The sequence below is a fragment of the Mycobacterium sp. BK086 genome, assembly GCA_004362315.1.
Lineage (GTDB): Bacteria > Actinomycetota > Actinomycetes > Mycobacteriales > Mycobacteriaceae > Mycobacterium.
On the sequence record SNWL01000009.1, the window covers coordinates 372,974 to 390,874 of the forward strand.

Genomic DNA, 17,901 nt, shown 5'->3' on the forward strand with positions numbered 1-17,901 from the left:
CCGTAGAAAGCAGGTACTAAGTCGTGACTGAAATGCGGTCGAGCATGCCAGGGCTGAATCTTTCTGACTCGGTGTATGAGCGGTTGCTCGCCGAGCGCATCATCTTCCTCGGTTCGCAGGTCGATGACGACATCGCCAACCGGCTGTGCGCGCAGATCCTGCTGCTCGCCGCCGAGGACCCGGCCAAAGACATCTCGCTGTACATCAACTCGCCCGGCGGCTCGATCAGTGCCGGCATGGCGATCTTCGACACCATGGAGCTGGTGCCGTGCGATGTCGCCACTTATGCCATGGGCATGGCGGCCTCGATGGGTGAATTCCTGCTCGCCGCGGGCGCCAAGGGCAAGCGCTACGCCCTGCCGCACGCCCGCATCCTGATGCACCAGCCGCTCGGTGGTATCACCGGTGGCGCGGCCGACATCGCGATCCAGGCCGAGCAGTTCGCGCTCATCAAGAAGGAAATGTTCCGGCTCAACGCCGAGTTCACCGGCCAGTCGATCGAGCGCATCGAAGCCGACTCCGATCGCGACCGCTGGTTCACCGCACAGGAAGCGCTCGAGTACGGCTTCGTCGACCACATCATCACCCGCGCCCACTTCAACGGAGTGTCCAATGCCTGATTACACAGATTCGCGGCTTGCTCCGCAGGCGCGCTACATCCTTCCCTCGTTCGTCGAGCACTCCAGCTGGGGTGTGAAGGAGTCCAACCCGTACAACAAGCTCTTCGAGGAGCGCATCATCTTCCTCGGCGTGCAGGTGGACGACGCCTCGGCCAACGACATCATGGCCCAGCTGCTGGTGCTGGAGTCGCTGGATCCCGACCGCGACATCACCATGTACATCAACTCACCGGGTGGCTCGTTCACCTCGCTGATGGCGATCTACGACACCATGCAGTACGTGCGTGCCGACATCCAGACGGTGTGCCTCGGGCAGGCCGCCTCGGCCGCCGCGGTGCTGCTGGCCGCAGGTACGCCGGGCAAGCGCCTGGCCCTGCCGAACGCGCGCATCCTCATCCACCAGCCGTCGCTGGGTGGTGTCATCCAGGGTCAGTTCTCGGACCTGGAGATCCAGGCCGCCGAGATCGAGCGGATGCGGACCCTGATGGAGGAGACGCTGGCCCGTCACACGGGCAAGGATCCGGCTGTGGTCCGCAAGGACACCGACCGCGACAAGATCCTGACCGCCGAAGCGGCCAAGGAGTACGGGATCATCGACACGGTTCTGGAGTACCGGAAGCTGTCGGCCCAGAACGCCTGATAGCGGCGATGTCTGCCGGGCTCACCCGGCAGCATCCGCCGATGATGTTCGCGCCCGCCGCGGCCCACTGGGTCGCGGCGTTCGCGTCGAATCCGCCGGTCCCGACCCAGGTGCGGCGCCGGCCATCCCACTCCTCGCCGCTGTTCGGATAGACGATCACCGCTTTGTCGGTAACCCTGCGGGCCACCTCGATGGCGCCGAATACCTCGGCGGGAGCGCTGCAGTTGATCCCGACGGCGACGATCTCGGGGACGTCGGCGGCCACTGCGAACGCCTCTTCCAGGCTCTGGCCGGCCCGGGTGCGCCCGTCGGCGATCGTGTAGCTCAGCCACGCCGGGATGCCGTACTCGCGCACCAGGCCGGCCAGCGCTTCGGCCTCGTCGACGTCAGGCACCGTTTCCAGGGCCAGGATGTCGGGCTCGGCGGACACCAGGACCTCCAACCGCCGACGATGCCAGTCGGCCAGCTGCGCGACGGTCAGGCCGTAGCGACCCACGTACTCCTCGCCGTTGGCGAGGGCCGCCCCGTAGGGCCCGACGGACGCCGCCACCCAGCCCTCGCCGCCGACGTTGTCCCGGGCGGTCCTGGCCAAATCGACGCTGCGAATCAGGAGTTGTTCGGCTTCGCGCGGGGCGAATCCGCGCTCGGCGAAACCGTCGAACGACGCCTGGTAGCTAGCGGTCGTCGCGATATCGGCGCCGGCCCGGTAAAACGCCTCGTGAACGGCCACGATCTCCTGCGGCGAGTCGACCAGCAACCGGGCCGACCACAGGTCGTCGGACAGGTCGTGGCCACGGGCTTCCAGCTCAGTGGCAAGACCGCCATCGGAAATCAGGACGGTATTGTGGACAGCGGCGAACACCACGACGCAACTCTACGGTCGGCGCAGCTCAACGGCTCGATATGGTCACGGCGGCGACACGCCAAAAACACAGCTAAGCGTTCCAAGGGGACGAGAGCCGCGTCAGGGGATATGTTCACCATCACGCACGAATACCACTGACGCGATTCGGCTTTATCTGTCGCACCGTGGCAGAGCAAGCGGGTAGCGTCGGGACAGACACCGACACTGAGTAATTGGCAAGATCGAAGACCCGGCGAAGGAAAGTAGGACCCCACCACCATGGCGCGTATCGGAGACGGCGGTGACCTGCTGAAGTGCTCGTTCTGCGGTAAGAGTCAGAAACAGGTCAAAAAGCTCATAGCGGGCCCTGGCGTCTACATCTGCGACGAGTGCATCGATCTGTGCAACGAGATCATCGAAGAGGAGTTGGCCGACGCCGACGACGTCAAACTCGATGAGCTGCCCAAGCCGGCGGAGATCCGGGAGTTCCTGGAGAGCTACGTCATCGGGCAGGACACCGCCAAGCGCACGCTGGCCGTCGCGGTCTACAACCACTACAAGCGGATCCAGGCGCAGGAGAAGCACCGGGACTCCCGCTCCGAGCCGGTGGAGCTCGCCAAGTCCAACATCTTGATGCTCGGCCCGACCGGGTGCGGTAAGACCTATCTGGCGCAGACGCTGGCCAAGATGCTCAACGTGCCGTTCGCGATCGCCGACGCCACCGCCCTGACCGAGGCCGGCTATGTCGGTGAGGATGTCGAGAACATTCTCCTCAAGCTGATTCAGGCCGCCGACTACGACGTGAAGCGCGCCGAGACCGGCATCATCTACATCGACGAGGTCGACAAGATCGCCCGCAAGAGCGAGAACCCGTCGATCACCCGCGACGTGTCCGGCGAGGGCGTGCAACAGGCCCTGCTGAAGATCCTCGAGGGCACGCAGGCGTCGGTCCCGCCGCAGGGTGGCCGCAAGCACCCGCATCAGGAATTCATCCAGATCGACACCACCAACGTGCTGTTCATCGTTGCGGGTGCGTTCGCCGGGCTGGAGAAGATCGTCTCCGACCGTGTCGGCAAGCGCGGCCTGGGCTTCGGCGCCGAGGTGAAGTCGAAGGCCGAGATCGACACCCAGGACCACTTCGCCGAGGTCATGCCGGAAGACCTGATCAAGTTCGGTCTGATCCCGGAGTTCATCGGCCGTCTGCCGGTGGTCGCCTCGGTGACCAACCTGGACAAGGATTCGCTGGTCTCCATCCTGTCCAAGCCGAAGAACGCGTTGGTCAAGCAGTACACCCGCCTGTTCGAGATGGACGGCGTCGAGTTGGAGTTCGCCGACGACGCGCTGGACGCCATCGCCGATCAGGCCATCCACCGCGGCACCGGTGCCCGCGGCCTGCGCGCGATCATGGAAGAAGTCCTGCTGCCGGTGATGTACGACATCCCCAGCCGCGACGACGTCGCCAAGGTCGTGGTGACCAAGGAGACCGTCCAGGACAACGTCCTGCCGACGATCGTTCCGCGCAAGCCGGCCCGCCCCGAGCGTCGCGACAAGTCCGCCTAGAGCTTTACGCGCGTCCGGCGCTCGGCGATCACCTCGTCGAGCAGCAGGGCGATTTCGGCCACCCCGTCCCGCTGGGCGAACGCCGTCTGCAGGTTGCGCGCACAGCTGCGGTAGTGGGGATGGTGCAGCACCGCCCGGATCGCGTTGCGTAACGCGCGCGGTGTCGGCGTCCCGGTTCGCAGATTGATCCCGGCGCCTGACCACTCCACCCGGGTGGCCACTTCCGGCTTGTCCTCGGTGTCACCGGCGATCACCAGTGGCACGCCGGCACACAATGCGCGCTGCACGGCCCCATACCCGCCGTTGCTCACCATGACGTCCACCTTCGGCAACAGGACATCGTGCGGAATGAATTCGGCGACATAGGTATTCGACGGCAACGCGACCTTGAGATCCGAGACGTCGTGGCCTCCGGTGGTGGCGACGACGATGACGTCCTCACCGCCCAGCGCCTCGATGGTCGGCTCCAGGAGCCGGCCCAGGTCGGCGTTGTCGACGGTGCCCTGGGTGACGTGGACGACCGGTCGGTCGCCGTTGAGCTCCCGCCACCACGATGGCCGGCGAAAGCTTCGTGTCGGAAGCGGATGTACCGCACCGACATAGCGCACGTGGGCGGGCAGGTCGCTACGCGGATAGTCGAACGCCGGAACGGTAGGCACGATGTAGCGATCGGCCAGCAGTCCGGCGTCCAGGATGAACACCGGCAGCCGGGGTGCGTTCATCGCATCGAGCGCGCGGTTGGCCGCACGGTGCGCCGGGGCCAGCAGGACGTTGTGTGACAGGGCGGTCAGCGTCCGATTGCGCAGCCGGCCAAGCGGTCTCGCCGAGGGCAACATGCCGAGACCGGCGGGCCCGGTGTCGCGGCTGGCGATCATCAACGGCATCGGGGTGAAGGCCAGCACCGGCGGCAGCGCGGCCCGCGAACCGAGTAGGAAGGGCACGATCCCGAGGAACACCGAGTCGACGATCACCGCGTCGAATCGATTGTGGGCGAACAATTCGGTGAGGATCTCGGCCTGACGGGGCATCGGCCCGACGAAGAATTCGGCGATGTCGAAGTTGAGTCTGCGCACCCCGTTCAGTTCCTCGCGTCCGGGGGTTTCGTCGACCTGACCGTCCGCGAGGTCAGCCTCGGGCGGAAGCGGGTGGAGCCGGGCGCCGCAGGCTTCGACCTTGGCCGCGTGCCGCGGCGAGGTCAGCACGGTGACCCGGTCACCGCGATGGGCGAGTCCACCGGCGATGGCCAGCAGCGGGGTGATGTGCCCGGCCGCCGACAGTCCCGCTATCAGAATTTCCGCCATCGTGCTCCCAATCGTTCGGTGGATGATCGGGATCGATATTCGTTGCCGGTGGTCGGAGCGGCTTGGAGGTTGTGTGGAGATTACGTGGAGATTGGCGGCATCTCGCTAAGAGCGCGACCCATGCTCATGGTCCGTATCATCGATTGATGAAGAATCTTCGCCAGCGGTCCATCGTGGCCGCCGTGGCTGTGACGGTCGGCGTGCTCGGGATGACGACCGCGTGTAGCAATAAGGAAAAAGAAGCGCCGACGACGACCACGACCACGACGTCGACAACAACGCCGGCCAGCAGCAGTGTGCCGGCGCCGCCGTCGCCGACCGAGAAGGGTTCGGACGGCGGTGGCCCCAACAGCTTCTCGCCGACGGTGAAGGCGCCGCCGCCGCCGACCGCGATCCCCGGCAACAACTGACTCAACGCGTGATGCGGTCTGCCCTGCTGTAGACGTTCATCGATTCCCCGCGCAGGAAGGCCACCAGCGTCAGGCCCGACTGGGTGGCCAGGTCGACGGCCAGCGAGGAGGGGGCGGACACCGCGGCGAGCACCGGAATGCCCGCCATGACCGCCTTCTGGGTCAGTTCGAAGGACACCCGGCCGCTGACGAGCAGGACGGTGCCGCCGAGTGGTACGCGGTTGGACTCCAGCGCCCAGCCGATCACCTTGTCGACGGCATTGTGCCGGCCGACGTCCTCACGCACCGCCAGCATCCTGCCGTCGACGCCGAACAGCGCGGCGCCGTGCAGTCCACCGGTGCTGGCGAAAACCTTCTGTGCCGACCGCAATTGGTCGGGCATCGCGGTGAGCGTCGCGGCCGTGACGGTCGACGGGTCGTCGCCGGGGGAGTGCCTGCTGATCAGCCGGATCGCGTCGATCGATGCTTTGCCGCAGACCCCGCACGACGAGGTGGTGTAGAAGTTGCGGGTGACGTCGACCTCGGGCATCGGGACGTCGGGGTGCAGCGTGACGTCGAGGACGTTGTAGGTGTTGGTGCCGTTTTCGTTTTCAGAGCCGCGGCAGTAGCGGACGGTGAGGACGTCGTCGCGGTGGCCGATGACGCCTTCGGTGAGCAGGAATCCCTGGGCCAGTTCGATATCGGAGCCTGGCGTGCGCATGGTGACACTCAGTGGAGTCCCGTTGACGCGGATCTCCAGCGGTTCCTCGACGACCAGGGTCTCGGGCCGGTCGGTGGCGGTGCCGTCGATGACGTGGCTGGCCCGGCGGCGTGAGGTCACTCGTCCCATGACTATTCCTGCCCGCCGCGTTCCAGCCGGATCACGACCGCCTTCGACACCGGTGTATTCGATCTGGCGGCAACATGATCCAGTGGGACCAGGGGATTGGTCTCCGGATAGTAGGAGGCGGCGTTGCCGACCGGGGTGGAGTACGGCACGACCAGGAAGTCCTTGGCCCGGCGCTCCTGCAATTCGCCTCGGCTGTCGGTGAATTCGGAAACCAAGTCGACGCGATCGCCCTCGGCGAGCCCGAGCGACTCTATGTCGGCCGGGTTGACGAAGACCACCCGACGGCCGCCCTTGACCCCGCGATAACGGTCGTCGAGACCATAGATGGTGGTGTTGTACTGGTCGTGGCTGCGTAACGTCTGCAGCACCAGCCGCCCGGGAGGCACGGGCACCCAGCTCAGCTCGTTGACCGCGAAGTTCGCCCTACCGGTGACGGTGGGGAACTCGCGGGAATCCCGTGGTGGATGCGGTAATTGGAAGCCGTCGGGTTGGCGCACCCGGGCGTTGTAGTCGGTACACCCTGGCACGACGGCGGCAATGGCGTCGCGGATGGAGTCGTAGTCGCCCGCGAAGGTCTCCCACGGCACGGGGTGCTCGGGTCCGAGCACGGTGCGGGCCAGCTGGCAGACGATGCCGACTTCGCTGCGGACCTCGTCGCTCGGAGGGGTCAGGCTGCCCCGCGACAGGTGCACCATCGACATCGAATCTTCGACGGAGACAACCTGTTTGCGGCCGTTCACCAGATCGCGGTCGGTACGGCCCAGTGTCGGCAGGATCAACGCGGTGCGGCCGTGTACCAGGTGGCTGCGGTTGAGCTTGGTGGAGATCTGGACGGTCAGCGCGCAATTGCTCAGCGCCGCTTCGGTTACCGCGGTGTCGGGAGTGGCCGAGGCGAAGTTGCCGCCCATGGCCAGGAAGACCGACGCCCGCCCGTCGCGCATGGCCCTGATCGCGTCGACCGTGTCGAACCCGTGTTTGCGGGGGCTGATGATGCCGAAACGGTTGTCCAGGGCGGTCAGGAATTTCTCCGGGACCTTTTCCCAGATGCCCATCGTCCGGTCGCCCTGCACGTTGGAATGTCCACGCACCGGACACACTCCGGCGCCGGGCTTTCCGATCATGCCGCGCATCAGCAGCAGGTTGGTCATCTCCGCGATCGTGGCGACCGCGTGGGTGTGCTGGGTGATGCCCATCGCCCAGCAGACAATCGTGCGCTTGGAGCCCGCCAGCATGGCGGCGACCCGATCCAATTGCTGCCGGTCGATGCCGGTGGCTTCGATGACGGTGTCCAGGTCGACGGTGCGGGCGTCGACGAGGTACTCGTCGAATCCGTGGCAGTGGTTGGCGATGAAGTCGCGGTCGATCACCGTTCCGGGGGCACGGTCCTCGGCCTCCACCAGCAGCCGGCCAAGCCCCTTGAACAACGCCAGGTCGCCGCCGATGCGGATCTGCACGAACTCGTCGGCGATCGGCACCCCGTGACCGACCACGCCGTTCACCTTCTGCGGATCCTTGAATCGGATGAGGCCGGCCTCTGGTAGCGGGTTGACGGCAATGATCTTGGCGCCGTTGGCTTTCGCCTTCTCCAATACCGACAGCATTCGCGGATGGTTGGTGCCCGGATTCTGTCCGGCGATGACGATGACGTCCGCGTGCTCGATGTCCTCGACGGTCACCGAGCCCTTGCCGATGCCGATGGAATCGATCAGCGCGGTGCCCGACGACTCGTGGCACATGTTGGAACAGTCCGGCAGGTTGTTGGTGCCGAAGCTGCGGACCAGCAGTTGGTAGAGGAATGCGGCCTCGTTGCTGGTGCGCCCCGAGGTGTAGAACACCGCCTCGTGCGGGGAACCGAGACCGCGCAGGTGCTCGGCGATCACGCGGTAGGCGGCATCCCAGCCGATCGGCTCGTAGTGCTGTTCACCGGGCCGTAGCACCATCGGGTGAGTGAGCCGGCCCTGCTGGGACAACCAGTACTCGGGTTTGTCGGCCAGTTCGGCGACCGTGTGGCGGGCGAAGAACTCCGGGGTGACACGACGCTTGGTCGCCTCTTCGGCCACCGCCTTGGCGCCGTTTTCACAGAACTCGGCCAGCTTGCGGCCACCGTGCTCTTCGGGCCAGGCGCAGCCCGGGCAGTCGAATCCGTGCCGCTGATTGAGCCGTGACCAGGTGGCGAGCGTACGGACCGGACCCATCTCGGCCAGGCCGCGCTGCATGCTGACCATGACGGCCTTGACCCCGGCCGCATGGTCCTTGGGCGCGCCGACGTGGATCGCATGTTCGTCGTAGTCGGCCGGGATGTCCTTGGCGCTCGCCATCATTCCAATCTAACCCCCGTGATCGGCCGTCCACACCGGATACAAGGGGTTCGTAATCGGTATTTGACATGCGGTGATAGCTCACAGCTATCGTCAATCGATGGCGAGTGATGTGCTGCTGCAGCATCTGGACTACCTGCTGGCGTTGGCCGCCGAGCGTCACTTCGGGCGGGCGGCCGCGCGCTGCCACATCAGCCAGCCGACCCTGTCGGTGGCGATCCGTAGGCTGGAACGCGATCTGGGCATCGTCATCGTGCAGCGCGGCCGCCGCTTCGAGGGTTTCACCGAGGAGGGGCAGCGGGTCGTGGCGTGGGCTCAGCGCATCATCGCCGAACGTGACGAGATGCTCGCCGATCTCGAACGGATGCAGGGGCGGCTGACGGTCACCGCCCGGCTGGGCGCGATTCCGACGGCGGTACCGGCCAGCCCGTTCGTCACCGCGGAGTTCCTGGCCCGCAATCCTGCGGCGTCGGTGCGTATCGAGGCGCTGTCGTCACGGGAGATCGCCAGGCGGCTGGCCGATTTCGAGATCGACGCCGGGCTGACCTATCTGGATGACGAAGCGCTGCCCGGCACCAGATCGGTCGAGTTGTACCGCGAGCGCTACGTCCTGGTGGCCGCGGCCGATGCTCCGGTGATGGCTCGCCCGGAGGTGGCCTGGGCTGACGCCGCAGGCCTGGAGCTCTGTGTGCTGACGACCACGATGCGCAACCGCCGCATTCTGGACGCCAACATGGCGGCCGAGGGCATTCATTACCGCCCTGCGGTAGAAGCGGATTCGGTGGACGCGCTCTATGCTCACCTCACGCACTCCCGCCGGGCCACGATCGCCTCCACTGCATGGCTGCCGCAACTTGGTGTGCCGCAAGGCTTTACCGCGCGGCCGATGGTCAAGCACGGACCGAGTCCGGCCATCGGACTAGTCGTCCTCGACCGCGCGCCGGCCTCGATCGTCGCGGCGGCACTCGTCGCCGTGGCCACCGATATTGATATCGCCGACCGGGTCGAACGCTTCTGGAACGAGTCTGCTTACAACTGATTTGCCTCCTCGGCGCTGATCAACGGGCCGACTTGGCAGTGCCCTTGGTGCCCGACGGGCTGCTGTCGCGCTTGGCGGAATTTCGAGCTGAAACGGTGGACCGGTCGCTGCCGGTCGTGGCCGATGCGGAGGCTGCCTGCCTTGGCCGCGGGCCCGCGACGCCTCTCGTGGGCGCGGCGGCGGTGGCGCGCTTGGTCTCGGCGGTGGTTTTGGTTGGGGTGCCGGAAGCCTGGGTGCCGCCCACGGCGCCGACTGGTAGGGCCGCCGCTGGGGCCGCGACTCTCGAGGCGTATCCGCTGGTCACCACGCCGGCAATGTCGTGCAGCACGTTCTGGACCACCTCGACCATCGTGGCGATTCCCTTCGCGGCGGCGTTCATCACGCTGTAGAGGCCGGCTTCAACGGCCGCGCCGAAGCCATCCGACCCCGCCGCGGCGGCGGAGTTGAACACGGCTACCACCACGGCTGCCACCACCGGTATCACCGCCTCGGGAATGGCTGCGAGAACCGTCATTGCGCCGCTGATCACGGTGGGCGCGAATGCGATCATCGGCCCGATTTGGTTTAGTATTGCGTCGATCGGGGTATTGGGATCGCTGCCGCTGAACGGCGGGGACAGCTGCAGGCTGATGTTGACCATAGCCACGCCCAGTGGAGTGCCTTGAGCGAGTTGGTCGAGTAATTCCGTGTTTATATATTGCATCGTCGCCGCGGCGTCTGGGTTGAACGCGGCCAGCGCGGTCATGATCGCCAGAACCTGTGGCAGGCCGAATGGCAGCGAAGCACTGGCCGCGGCATTTGCCGAGCTCAGTGGGGATTTATCCCAGTAGGCACTGTCCGTGCTTGTGAGTTGGAACGCGCTCGTCCGTGTTGCCGCCGGCGAGAAAACCGGCGAATGAGCAGGATTGAGAGCCGGAGCCGCCGCCGCGATGACGGTACAAATGGCAACGGGTGCAAAAACAGATGAACCGAACATGAATGCCCCCAAAAAGTTGAATCCAAAACCCTCCGTAACTTCGGTTATACGACTCCCGGGCCCGTGCTGGGTAGAAACGACGCATTAAATTATTTTTTCATTTTGATGTATTTACATGCAGAGATGCTGTTAGTAATTCGTATTTGTTTGCCCGATTTGAATTCGCGGGAACTTGTTCCCGATCAGTGCCGCATTCTGACGTTGACGCAGGCGTAACGAGTTCGGCATGAACGCGACCTAACGTGGGCCGGTCACATGCCCGCACATCAGCCGTGGGCATCTCGGTTGGAAGAGGAAGTCAGTTGAGCGGTAACGCAGCCCGTCTCCAGGCCATCATCAATGTCGAGGCCTACGAGCCTCCCCCCATCAGCTTCGATCCAGGCGAGGCCCCGGGCGAGATCTTCGGATCGAACGTGTTCACGCTGGCAGAGATGCGGTTGCGGTTGCCGAAGTCGGTCTACAAGTCCGTCGTCGCGACGATCGAGAAGGGCGCCAAACTCGACCCGGCCGTCGCCGACGCCGTCGCCTCGGTGATGAAGGACTGGGCGTTGTCGAAGGGCGCGACTCACTACGCCCACGTCTTCTACCCGATGACCGGGCTGACCGCCGAAAAGCACGACAGCTTCCTGGATCCGGTTGGCGACGGAACCACGCTCGCCGAGTTCGCGGGCAAGACGCTGATCCAGGGTGAGCCCGACGCCTCCAGCTTCCCCTCCGGTGGTCTGCGCAGCACCTTTGAGGCCCGCGGCTACACCGGCTGGGATGTCACCAGCCCGGCCTACATCCTGGAGAACCCGAACGGCAACACGCTGTGCATCCCAACGGTGTTCGTGTCGATGACCGGTGAGGCGCTGGACTACAAGACCCCGCTGCTGCGCAGCCAACAGGCGATGGGTGCCCAGGCTGAGCGCATCCTGAAGTTGTTCGGCCACAAAGATTTCGACCACATCGTGTCGTTCTGCGGGCCGGAGCAGGAGTACTTCCTGGTCGACCGGCACTTCTTCCTGGCTCGCCCCGACCTGATCAACTCCGGCCGCACGCTGTTCGGTGCCAAGCCGCCCAAGGGCCAGGAATTCGACGACCACTACTTCGGTGCCATCCCGGACCGGGTGCTGGCCTTCATGATGGACACCGAGCGGGAGCTGTTCAAGCTCGGCATCCCGGCTAAGACCCGCCACAACGAGGTCGCGCCGGGCCAGTTCGAGATCGCGCCGATGTTCGAGCGGGCCAATATCGCCGCCGACCATCAGCAGCTGCTGATGACCACCTTCCGCAACATCGCCAAGAAGCACGGGATGGAGTGCCTGTTCCACGAGAAGCCGTTCGCCGGCGTCAACGGTTCCGGCAAGCACGTGAACTTCTCCATGGGTAACGCGCAGTTCGGCAGCCTCCTGGTGCCGGGCGACACCCCGCACGAGAACGCCCAGTTCCTGGTGTTCTGCGCGGCCGTGATCCGGGCCGTGCACAAGTACGGTGGCCTGCTTCGGGTTTCGGTGGCGTCGGCCACCAACGACCACCGCCTCGGCGCCAACGAGGCACCGCCGGCCATCATCTCGATCTTCCTCGGTGAGCAGCTGGCCGACGTGTTCGACCAGATCGCCAAGGGTGCGGCGACGTCGTCAAAGGGAAAGGGCACCATGATCATCGGTGTCGACACGCTGCCTGAACTGCCGACAGATCCGGGCGACCGCAATCGCACCAGCCCATTCGCGTTCACCGGCAACCGGTTCGAGTTCCGCGCGCCGGGTTCGGGCCAGACGATCAACGTGCCGATGATCATCCTGAACACGATCATGGCCGACTCGCTCGACTACATGGCGACCGCGCTGGAGAAGGCTGTCGGGGACGGTGAGGACTTCGACGGTGCCGTCCAGACGCTGCTCACCGAGATCATCACCGAGCACGGCGCCGTGGTGTTCAACGGCGACGGCTACTCGGATAACTGGCAGACCGAGGCGGCCGAGCGCGGGCTGCCGAACCTCAAGACGACGCTGGATGCGATCCCGCAGCTGGTGACGCCGGAGGCGATCGAGGTCTTCGAGAAGTACGGCGTCTTCAACTCGCGCGAGCTGCACAGCCGCGAAGAGGTGCGTTACGAAACCTATGCCCTGACCATCGGTGTCGAGGCGAAGCTGACCCTGGAGATCGGGTCGACGGTCATCCTGCCGGCGGCCGTTCGGTACCAGACCGAGCTGGCGCAGAATGTCGCGGCGCTGAAGGCGGCTGGGGTGGATGCGGACACCACGCTGCTCACGACCGTGTCGACGCCGATCTCGGAGCTGACCGGGGCGCTGGCGGCGCTCAAGTCGGCGCTGGGTGTGCACGGCGGCGATTCCGGCAAGGAAGAGGCCGAGCACGCGGCGAGCCTGCTGCCCCTGATGGATGCGGTGCGTGCGGCGGCGGATGCGCTGGAGAGCGTTGTCGCCGATGATCTGTGGCCGCTGCCGACCTACCAGGAGATGCTCTACATCCTCTGATTCCGCTGTTGTCTTGCCGGTGCCGGCGCCTCAGACATCTGGGGCGCCGGCATCGTCTTGTGGTCCCCGAATAGAGACGTCCATATCGACCACACCAGAGGCCGAAAGTCTCTGCTGCATGGTCTTCTCGCGGCATATGTTTCGGCCATGACAGAACATGATCGCCATTCCGACGTGCTCGCCGAGCTGAACCCGCAGCATCGGGCCTTGCGGCAGATGATTCCCGAGGTATATGACGGCTTTGGTGCGCTGAGCCGGGCGGCGATGGGCGAAGGCGCGGTCGCGGCCAAGATCAAGGAACTGATCGCGATGGTCATCGGAGTCGTCCAGGGTTGCGATGGCTGCATTGCCTCGCATGCGCGCGCCGCGGTCCGCGCGGGTGCCACCAGGCAGGAGGCGGCCGAGGTCATCGGTGTCAGCATCATGATGCACGGCGGCCCCGCGACGATCTACGGTGCGCGTGCCTACACAGCGTTCTGCGAGTTCGCCGATGCCGCCGGGGGCCAACCGTCGTGACCGGAAATGGCGAGGTGCGCACTGTCGAGGTCTTCGCTGACATCCTGTGTCCATTCACCCACGTCGGGCTGCGGACACTGATCGACCGGCGCGCTGAGCGCGGGCTGTCCGAACCACGCCTGCGCATCCGGGCCTGGCCGCTCGAGCTGATCAACGGCAGCCCCCTTGACCGCCATCACGTCGGCGCCGAGATTTCGGCACTTCGCGCGTCGGTTCGGCCCGACCTTTTCGAGGGCTTCTCTGTCGATACTTTCCCGAACACGTCGATGACCGCGTACGCGCTGACCGCCGCCGCGGACCGCGCCGGCGATCCCGTGCTGGTCGAAGAGGTCGGCTTAGCGCTGCGCACCGCACTTTTCGAAGAGGGGCTTGATATCGGCCGGCCCGACGTCATCGAGTCGATAGCCGCTCGCTTCGGCCTCGCGCCCTTGGACGCGGAGACCACATCCGGTGCAGTCCAGTCTGATTGGGAGGAAGGCCGCGGTCGCGGCGTAATCGGCTCACCGCATTTCTTCAGCGATGACGGCGGGGACTGGTTTTGTCCCAATCTCGCCATCAGCCGCGACGATGTCGGCAACTTCGTCGTTGCCTGGAAACAGGGTACGGAGGCGTTCGTCGAACGCATCTTCGCCTGATCGATCAGATGACGGTACCGGCCGTGCCGTCGTTACGAATCACCGGTTGCCCGCTCCGTTGCCACGCTCCCATACCACCGGCCAGGTTGTAGACGGTCAGCCCGGCTGCCGCGAGTCTTGTTGCCGCCGAGCCGGATCGTCCTCCCGACCGGCACACCGCCACGATCGGCACGGTCGTCTCGAAGGCTCGCTCGTCCAGATCGCCGAGTCGCACGTGAAGGGCGCCCGGAGCATGTCCGGCGGTCCATTCGTCATCCTCCCGGACGTCGAGCAGGACGGCGCCCGACTTCTCGACAAGTGTCGTCGCACCCATTGGGTCGACCTCCAATACATCCATCACACATCACCTTTCACTCGAATTGCGGAATCCTGATACACGGGCCGGGACCGCACCCTCAATGGCCACCAGAACCATGGACCGAGAAGGGCCGCGATGGACGGGGTCATCAACGACCGCACGATCAGCGTGTCGACGAGCAACCCGATACCGATGGTGGCGCCACCCTGGCCGACGTTGAGCAGGTCGCCGGAGATCATGGATCCCATGGTGAAGGCGAACACGAGGCCGGCCGCGGTCACGACGCTGCCGGTGCTTCCCATCGAGCGGATGATCCCGGTGTTGATGCCGGCACCGATCTCCTCCTTGAAGCGGGAGACGAGGAGCAGGTTGTAATCGCTGCCGACGGCCATCAGGATGATCACCGCGAAGGCGAGCACGATCCAGTTGAGTTCGATGCCTGCGATCCGTTCGAAGACGAGCACCGAGATACCGAACGCGGCACCCAGCGACAACACGATGGTGCCGACGATCACCAGGGACGCAATGAAGGCCCGGGTGATCACGAGCATGACCAGGAAGATCAGGGTGAGGGCGGCGAACGCCGCGATCATGGTGTCGTATCTCGCGCCTGACTGGATGTCCCGGTAGGTTGCCGCGGTGCCGGTGAGGTACACCTTCGCGGTGGCCAGGGAGGTCCCCTTGACCGCCTCGTGTGCCGCGATGACCTCTTCGTCGACGGTCGAGATGCCTTCCTCGGTCGCTGGATCGACGTCGTGGGTGATGATCAGGCGCGCCGCCTTGCCATCGGGTGACAGGAACAGCTCCAAACCTTTTTGGAAGTCGGGGTTGGCGAACACTTCGGGCGGCAGGTAGAAGTAGTCGTCGCTCTTGGAGGCGTCGAAGGCCTCGCCCATCGCGGTCGCGGTGTCGGTCATCTGCTGCATCTGGTTGATGAGGCCACCGAAGCTGCTGTGGATGGTCTGCAGCGTCTGCTGCATCGTGGTGGCCGTCGCGATGATGGGCCCGAACTGAGCGACCAGCTGCGGGGCCAGCGCATTCATCTCGTCCATGCCGTTGACTACACCGTCCATGCCCCGCACCATGGCGTCCATATCACCGACCACCGTGGCCATGTTGCCGCTGAGGGCGTCGACGCCGTCGACAGCGTCGAATGCCGACCGGATCCCCCAGCACGCCGTGATGTTGAAACAGTGCTGTTCCCAATAGAAGTAGTTGCGGAACGGCCGCACCGCGTCGTCGAAATCGGCCAGGTGATCGCGCATCTGGTCGACCGAGGCCTTCATGGTGTTCAGGTCATCGACCGTTCGGTGGGCGGTGTCGACGGTGCCGTGAGCATCGTCGACCGTGCGGTTCATCGCATCGGAGAACCGGCTCATCAGGTTCTGCATCTCGGTCATGGACGCGATCATGGCGCCGAGATCGTCCGACATCGTGCTGATGTCGCCCACCCGCTCTTTCAGGAACTGCAGGTTCTGGGTGATCGGTACCGACTGCATACTGACCTGATAGGGGATGGAACTGTGCGCGATCGGCGACCCCAAGGGGCGGGTGATGCTCTGCACCATGGCAAGCCCGCGGATTCGGAACAGTGCCTTGGCAATCCGATCCAGCACGATCATGTCGGTGGGGTTCCGCATGTCGTGATCGGATTCGATCATCATGATGTCGGGATTCAATCGTGCTGGGCTGAAGTGCTTTTCGGCCGCTGCGTAGCCGACGTTCGCCGGAACGTCGGCGGGCACGTAGAAGCGATCGTTATAGCTCGTCTTGTAGCCGATCATCGCGAGGATGCCGAGCATGATGACGGCAGTCGACGCCGCCAGGATCGGCTTGGGCCAGCGGACCGCGGCGGTGCCGATCCGCCGCCAGCCCTTGGTCTTCATCGCTCGCTTCGGCTCCCAGAGGCCGAATCGAGTTGCCACCACCATGATCGCCGGTACCACGGTGAGCGCCGCGGCGACGACGACGATCAACCCGATCGCCGACGGATATGCCAACGATTTGAAGTACGCCAGCCGCGTCAACCGCAGGCACAGCACGGCGCCGGCAATGGTCAATCCCGAACCGAGGATCACGTGACCGACGCCGTGGAATGCGGTGTAGTACGCCGATTCCTGGTCTTCGCCGTTCTGGCGCGCCTCTTGGTAGCGGCCGATGAGGAAGATCGCGTAATCCGTGCCTGCCGCGATCGCCAGTGCCGTCAGCAACGGCACTGAGAATGTCGAGAAGTCGATCAGTCGGAAGTGCCCGAGCAGTGCCACCGCGCCGCGCGCGGATCCCATCTCGATGCCGACAACGGCCAGGATCAGCAGCACGGTGCTGATCGAGCGGTAGACCAGCAGCAGCATGATCGTGATGACGATCATGGTGACCACCGTCATCTTGATCATGCTCTTGTCGCCGCTTTCGAGTGTGTCCGTCGTCAGCGGTGCGGGCCCGGTGACGTAAACCTGCAGGCCGGGCGGTGGTGGCGTGTCATGGACGATGTCGCGGACTGCCTCCACCGATTCGTTGCCCTGGGTGCTGCCCTGATCGCCGGCGAGATTGAGTTGGACGTAGGCGGCCTTGCCGTCGCTGCTCTGGACACCGGCAGCGGTGATCAGGTCACCCCAGAAATCGTGGACGTGCTGGACGTGTTGGGTGTCCCGTTCGAACTTTGCGATCAGGTTGTCGTAGTACTGGTGTGCCGGTTCGCCCAATTTCTCGTTGCCCACCAGCACGACCATCGCAATGCTGTCCGAGGTGGATTCCTGGAACTGGGCGCCCATCCTCTTGGCCGCGATCACCGAGGGTGCGTCCTGGGGCGACATCGATACGGCGTTGTGTTTACCGACCGTTTCGACCTGCGGCAGAAGGAGATTGAGCGCGGCGGTGATCGCCACCCAGATCAGGATGATCGGGACTGCGGCCAGCCGGATCGTGCGGGGGATGAATGGACGCGTGGCGTGATCGCTCATGCCGCTTTCTCCAGACAAAAGGCCTGGGCGTCACGGCCCGCAGCGTGATTCTCGTCGACAACGTTGTCGTTGACCAGGATTCGGCAACCGAGTCCGTCGGTATCGCCCTGTGCCACCACGTTGGCCAACATCCCAGGATCAGTGGTGGTAACGGTGATCGACCAGGGCAGGCTGGTGAAGCCTGCCTCTAGTGTTCTGCCGTTGACATCCAGATAGCTGATCCGGCCGGTCGCCATCGGGGGTCCGACGATTTGGTAGGTCACCCGCTTGGTGTTGAACGGGACGATGGCGTCAGCGTGTCCGGCTGCGGGCGCAAGGGGCTGATCGGTGTCGAAGAAGGTTCGTAGTCGGCCTACCACGGCTCCGGCGACGACGAGCGCGACCAGAACCACCACGATCACCCAGAACCGTTTCAACCAACCGAATATCGGCGGCTTCGTCATCATGCGTTCCCATTCTCAGAAATGTCGGCCGAGCC

General features: G+C 64.9%; 16 protein-coding genes. 8 read left to right on the forward strand and 8 right to left on the reverse strand.

Annotated elements, in window-relative coordinates; genetic code table 11:
• Positions 1-32: 32 nt before the first annotated feature.
• Positions 33-620 (forward strand): ATP-dependent Clp protease proteolytic subunit, encoded by a 588-nt coding sequence (locus EV580_RS31020; protein ID WP_133696847.1) that lies wholly within the window; start codon positions 33-35, stop codon positions 618-620.
• Positions 613-1,260 carry an ATP-dependent Clp protease proteolytic subunit gene (locus EV580_RS31025; RefSeq protein WP_133696541.1) on the forward strand — a complete coding sequence of 216 codons (648 nt, stop codon included), beginning with the start codon at positions 613-615 and terminating at the stop codon, positions 1,258-1,260. Before EV580_RS31020 ends, EV580_RS31025 begins: the two co-directional genes overlap by 8 nt.
• Here EV580_RS31025 and mmuM read toward each other — a convergent pair.
• Positions 1,211-2,095, reverse strand: coding sequence for a homocysteine S-methyltransferase (gene mmuM, locus EV580_RS31030; protein ID WP_133696849.1), 885 nt, complete (start codon positions 2,093-2,095; stop codon positions 1,211-1,213). The two genes, EV580_RS31025 and mmuM, sit on opposite strands and share 50 nt — an antisense overlap.
• Before the next feature lie 288 nt (positions 2,096-2,383).
• Here mmuM and clpX point away from each other — a divergent pair, with 288 nt between their 5' ends.
• On the forward strand, positions 2,384-3,664 hold the full coding sequence (gene clpX, locus EV580_RS31035) for an ATP-dependent Clp protease ATP-binding subunit ClpX (RefSeq protein WP_133696543.1): 1,281 nt from the start codon (positions 2,384-2,386) through the stop codon (positions 3,662-3,664).
• Here the strand turns inward: clpX and EV580_RS31040 are convergent.
• Positions 3,661-4,965 (reverse strand): glycosyltransferase, encoded by a 1,305-nt coding sequence (locus EV580_RS31040; protein ID WP_133696545.1) that lies wholly within the window; start codon positions 4,963-4,965, stop codon positions 3,661-3,663. The two genes, clpX and EV580_RS31040, sit on opposite strands and share 4 nt — an antisense overlap.
• 146 nt (positions 4,966-5,111) lie before the next feature.
• Between EV580_RS31040 and EV580_RS31045 the strand changes: the two genes are divergently transcribed.
• A complete protein-coding gene (locus EV580_RS31045) occupies positions 5,112-5,375 on the forward strand; it encodes a hypothetical protein (protein ID WP_133696546.1) in 264 nt (87 codons plus the stop codon).
• Position 5,376: 1 nt separating this feature from the next.
• Here the strand turns inward: EV580_RS31045 and fdhD are convergent, their stop codons facing one another.
• Both fdhD and EV580_RS31055 read right to left on the reverse strand, forming a co-directional pair.
• Positions 5,377-6,204: a formate dehydrogenase accessory sulfurtransferase FdhD gene (gene fdhD, locus EV580_RS31050; protein WP_133696548.1), complete on the reverse strand. Its 828-nt coding sequence runs from the start codon at positions 6,202-6,204 to the stop codon at positions 5,377-5,379.
• Positions 6,205-6,206: 2 nt separating this feature from the next.
• Complete coding sequence (locus EV580_RS31055; RefSeq protein ID WP_133696549.1) at positions 6,207-8,525, reverse strand: FdhF/YdeP family oxidoreductase; 2,319 nt, start codon at positions 8,523-8,525, stop codon at positions 6,207-6,209.
• A gap of 97 nt (positions 8,526-8,622) precedes the next feature.
• On the opposite strand from EV580_RS31055, the gene EV580_RS31060 reads away from it, so the two are divergent.
• Entirely contained in the window at positions 8,623-9,561 is a 939-nt protein-coding gene (locus tag EV580_RS31060; protein WP_133696551.1) for a LysR family transcriptional regulator, read from the forward strand.
• A gap of 19 nt (positions 9,562-9,580) precedes the next feature.
• On the opposite strand, the gene EV580_RS31065 is transcribed toward EV580_RS31060, so the two are convergent.
• A complete protein-coding gene (locus EV580_RS31065; protein ID WP_133696552.1) occupies positions 9,581-10,537 on the reverse strand; it encodes a hypothetical protein in 957 nt (318 codons plus the stop codon).
• Between the two features lie 302 nt (positions 10,538-10,839).
• Between EV580_RS31065 and EV580_RS31070 the strand changes: the two genes are divergently transcribed.
• From EV580_RS31070 to EV580_RS31080, 3 genes are all read left to right on the forward strand, one after another.
• Complete coding sequence (locus tag EV580_RS31070) at positions 10,840-13,014, forward strand: glutamine synthetase III family protein (RefSeq protein ID WP_133696554.1); 2,175 nt, start codon at positions 10,840-10,842, stop codon at positions 13,012-13,014.
• Positions 13,015-13,161: 147 nt separating this feature from the next.
• Entirely contained in the window at positions 13,162-13,530 is a 369-nt protein-coding gene (locus EV580_RS31075) for a carboxymuconolactone decarboxylase family protein (protein WP_133696556.1), read from the forward strand.
• Entirely contained in the window at positions 13,527-14,165 is a 639-nt protein-coding gene (locus tag EV580_RS31080; RefSeq protein ID WP_286171938.1) for a DsbA family oxidoreductase, read from the forward strand. Before EV580_RS31075 ends, EV580_RS31080 begins: the two co-directional genes overlap by 4 nt.
• Positions 14,166-14,169: 4 nt before the next feature.
• Here the strand turns inward: EV580_RS31080 and EV580_RS31085 are convergent, their stop codons facing one another.
• From EV580_RS31085 to EV580_RS31095, 3 genes are read right to left on the reverse strand one after another with little or no spacing between them, the layout of a single operon-like run.
• The gene (locus tag EV580_RS31085) at positions 14,170-14,502 is read right to left on the reverse strand and encodes a rhodanese-like domain-containing protein (RefSeq protein ID WP_133696557.1); all 333 of its coding nucleotides are present in this window, start codon (positions 14,500-14,502) and stop codon (positions 14,170-14,172) included.
• Positions 14,502-17,423, reverse strand: coding sequence for an MMPL/RND family transporter (locus EV580_RS31090; RefSeq protein WP_133696559.1), 2,922 nt, complete (start codon positions 17,421-17,423; stop codon positions 14,502-14,504). The genes EV580_RS31085 and EV580_RS31090 overlap by 1 nt, the downstream gene beginning before the upstream one ends.
• The gene (locus EV580_RS31095; protein WP_286171939.1) at positions 17,420-17,869 is read right to left on the reverse strand and encodes an MmpS family transport accessory protein; all 450 of its coding nucleotides are present in this window, start codon (positions 17,867-17,869) and stop codon (positions 17,420-17,422) included. The genes EV580_RS31090 and EV580_RS31095 overlap by 4 nt, the downstream gene beginning before the upstream one ends.
• Positions 17,870-17,901 lie beyond the last annotated feature (32 nt).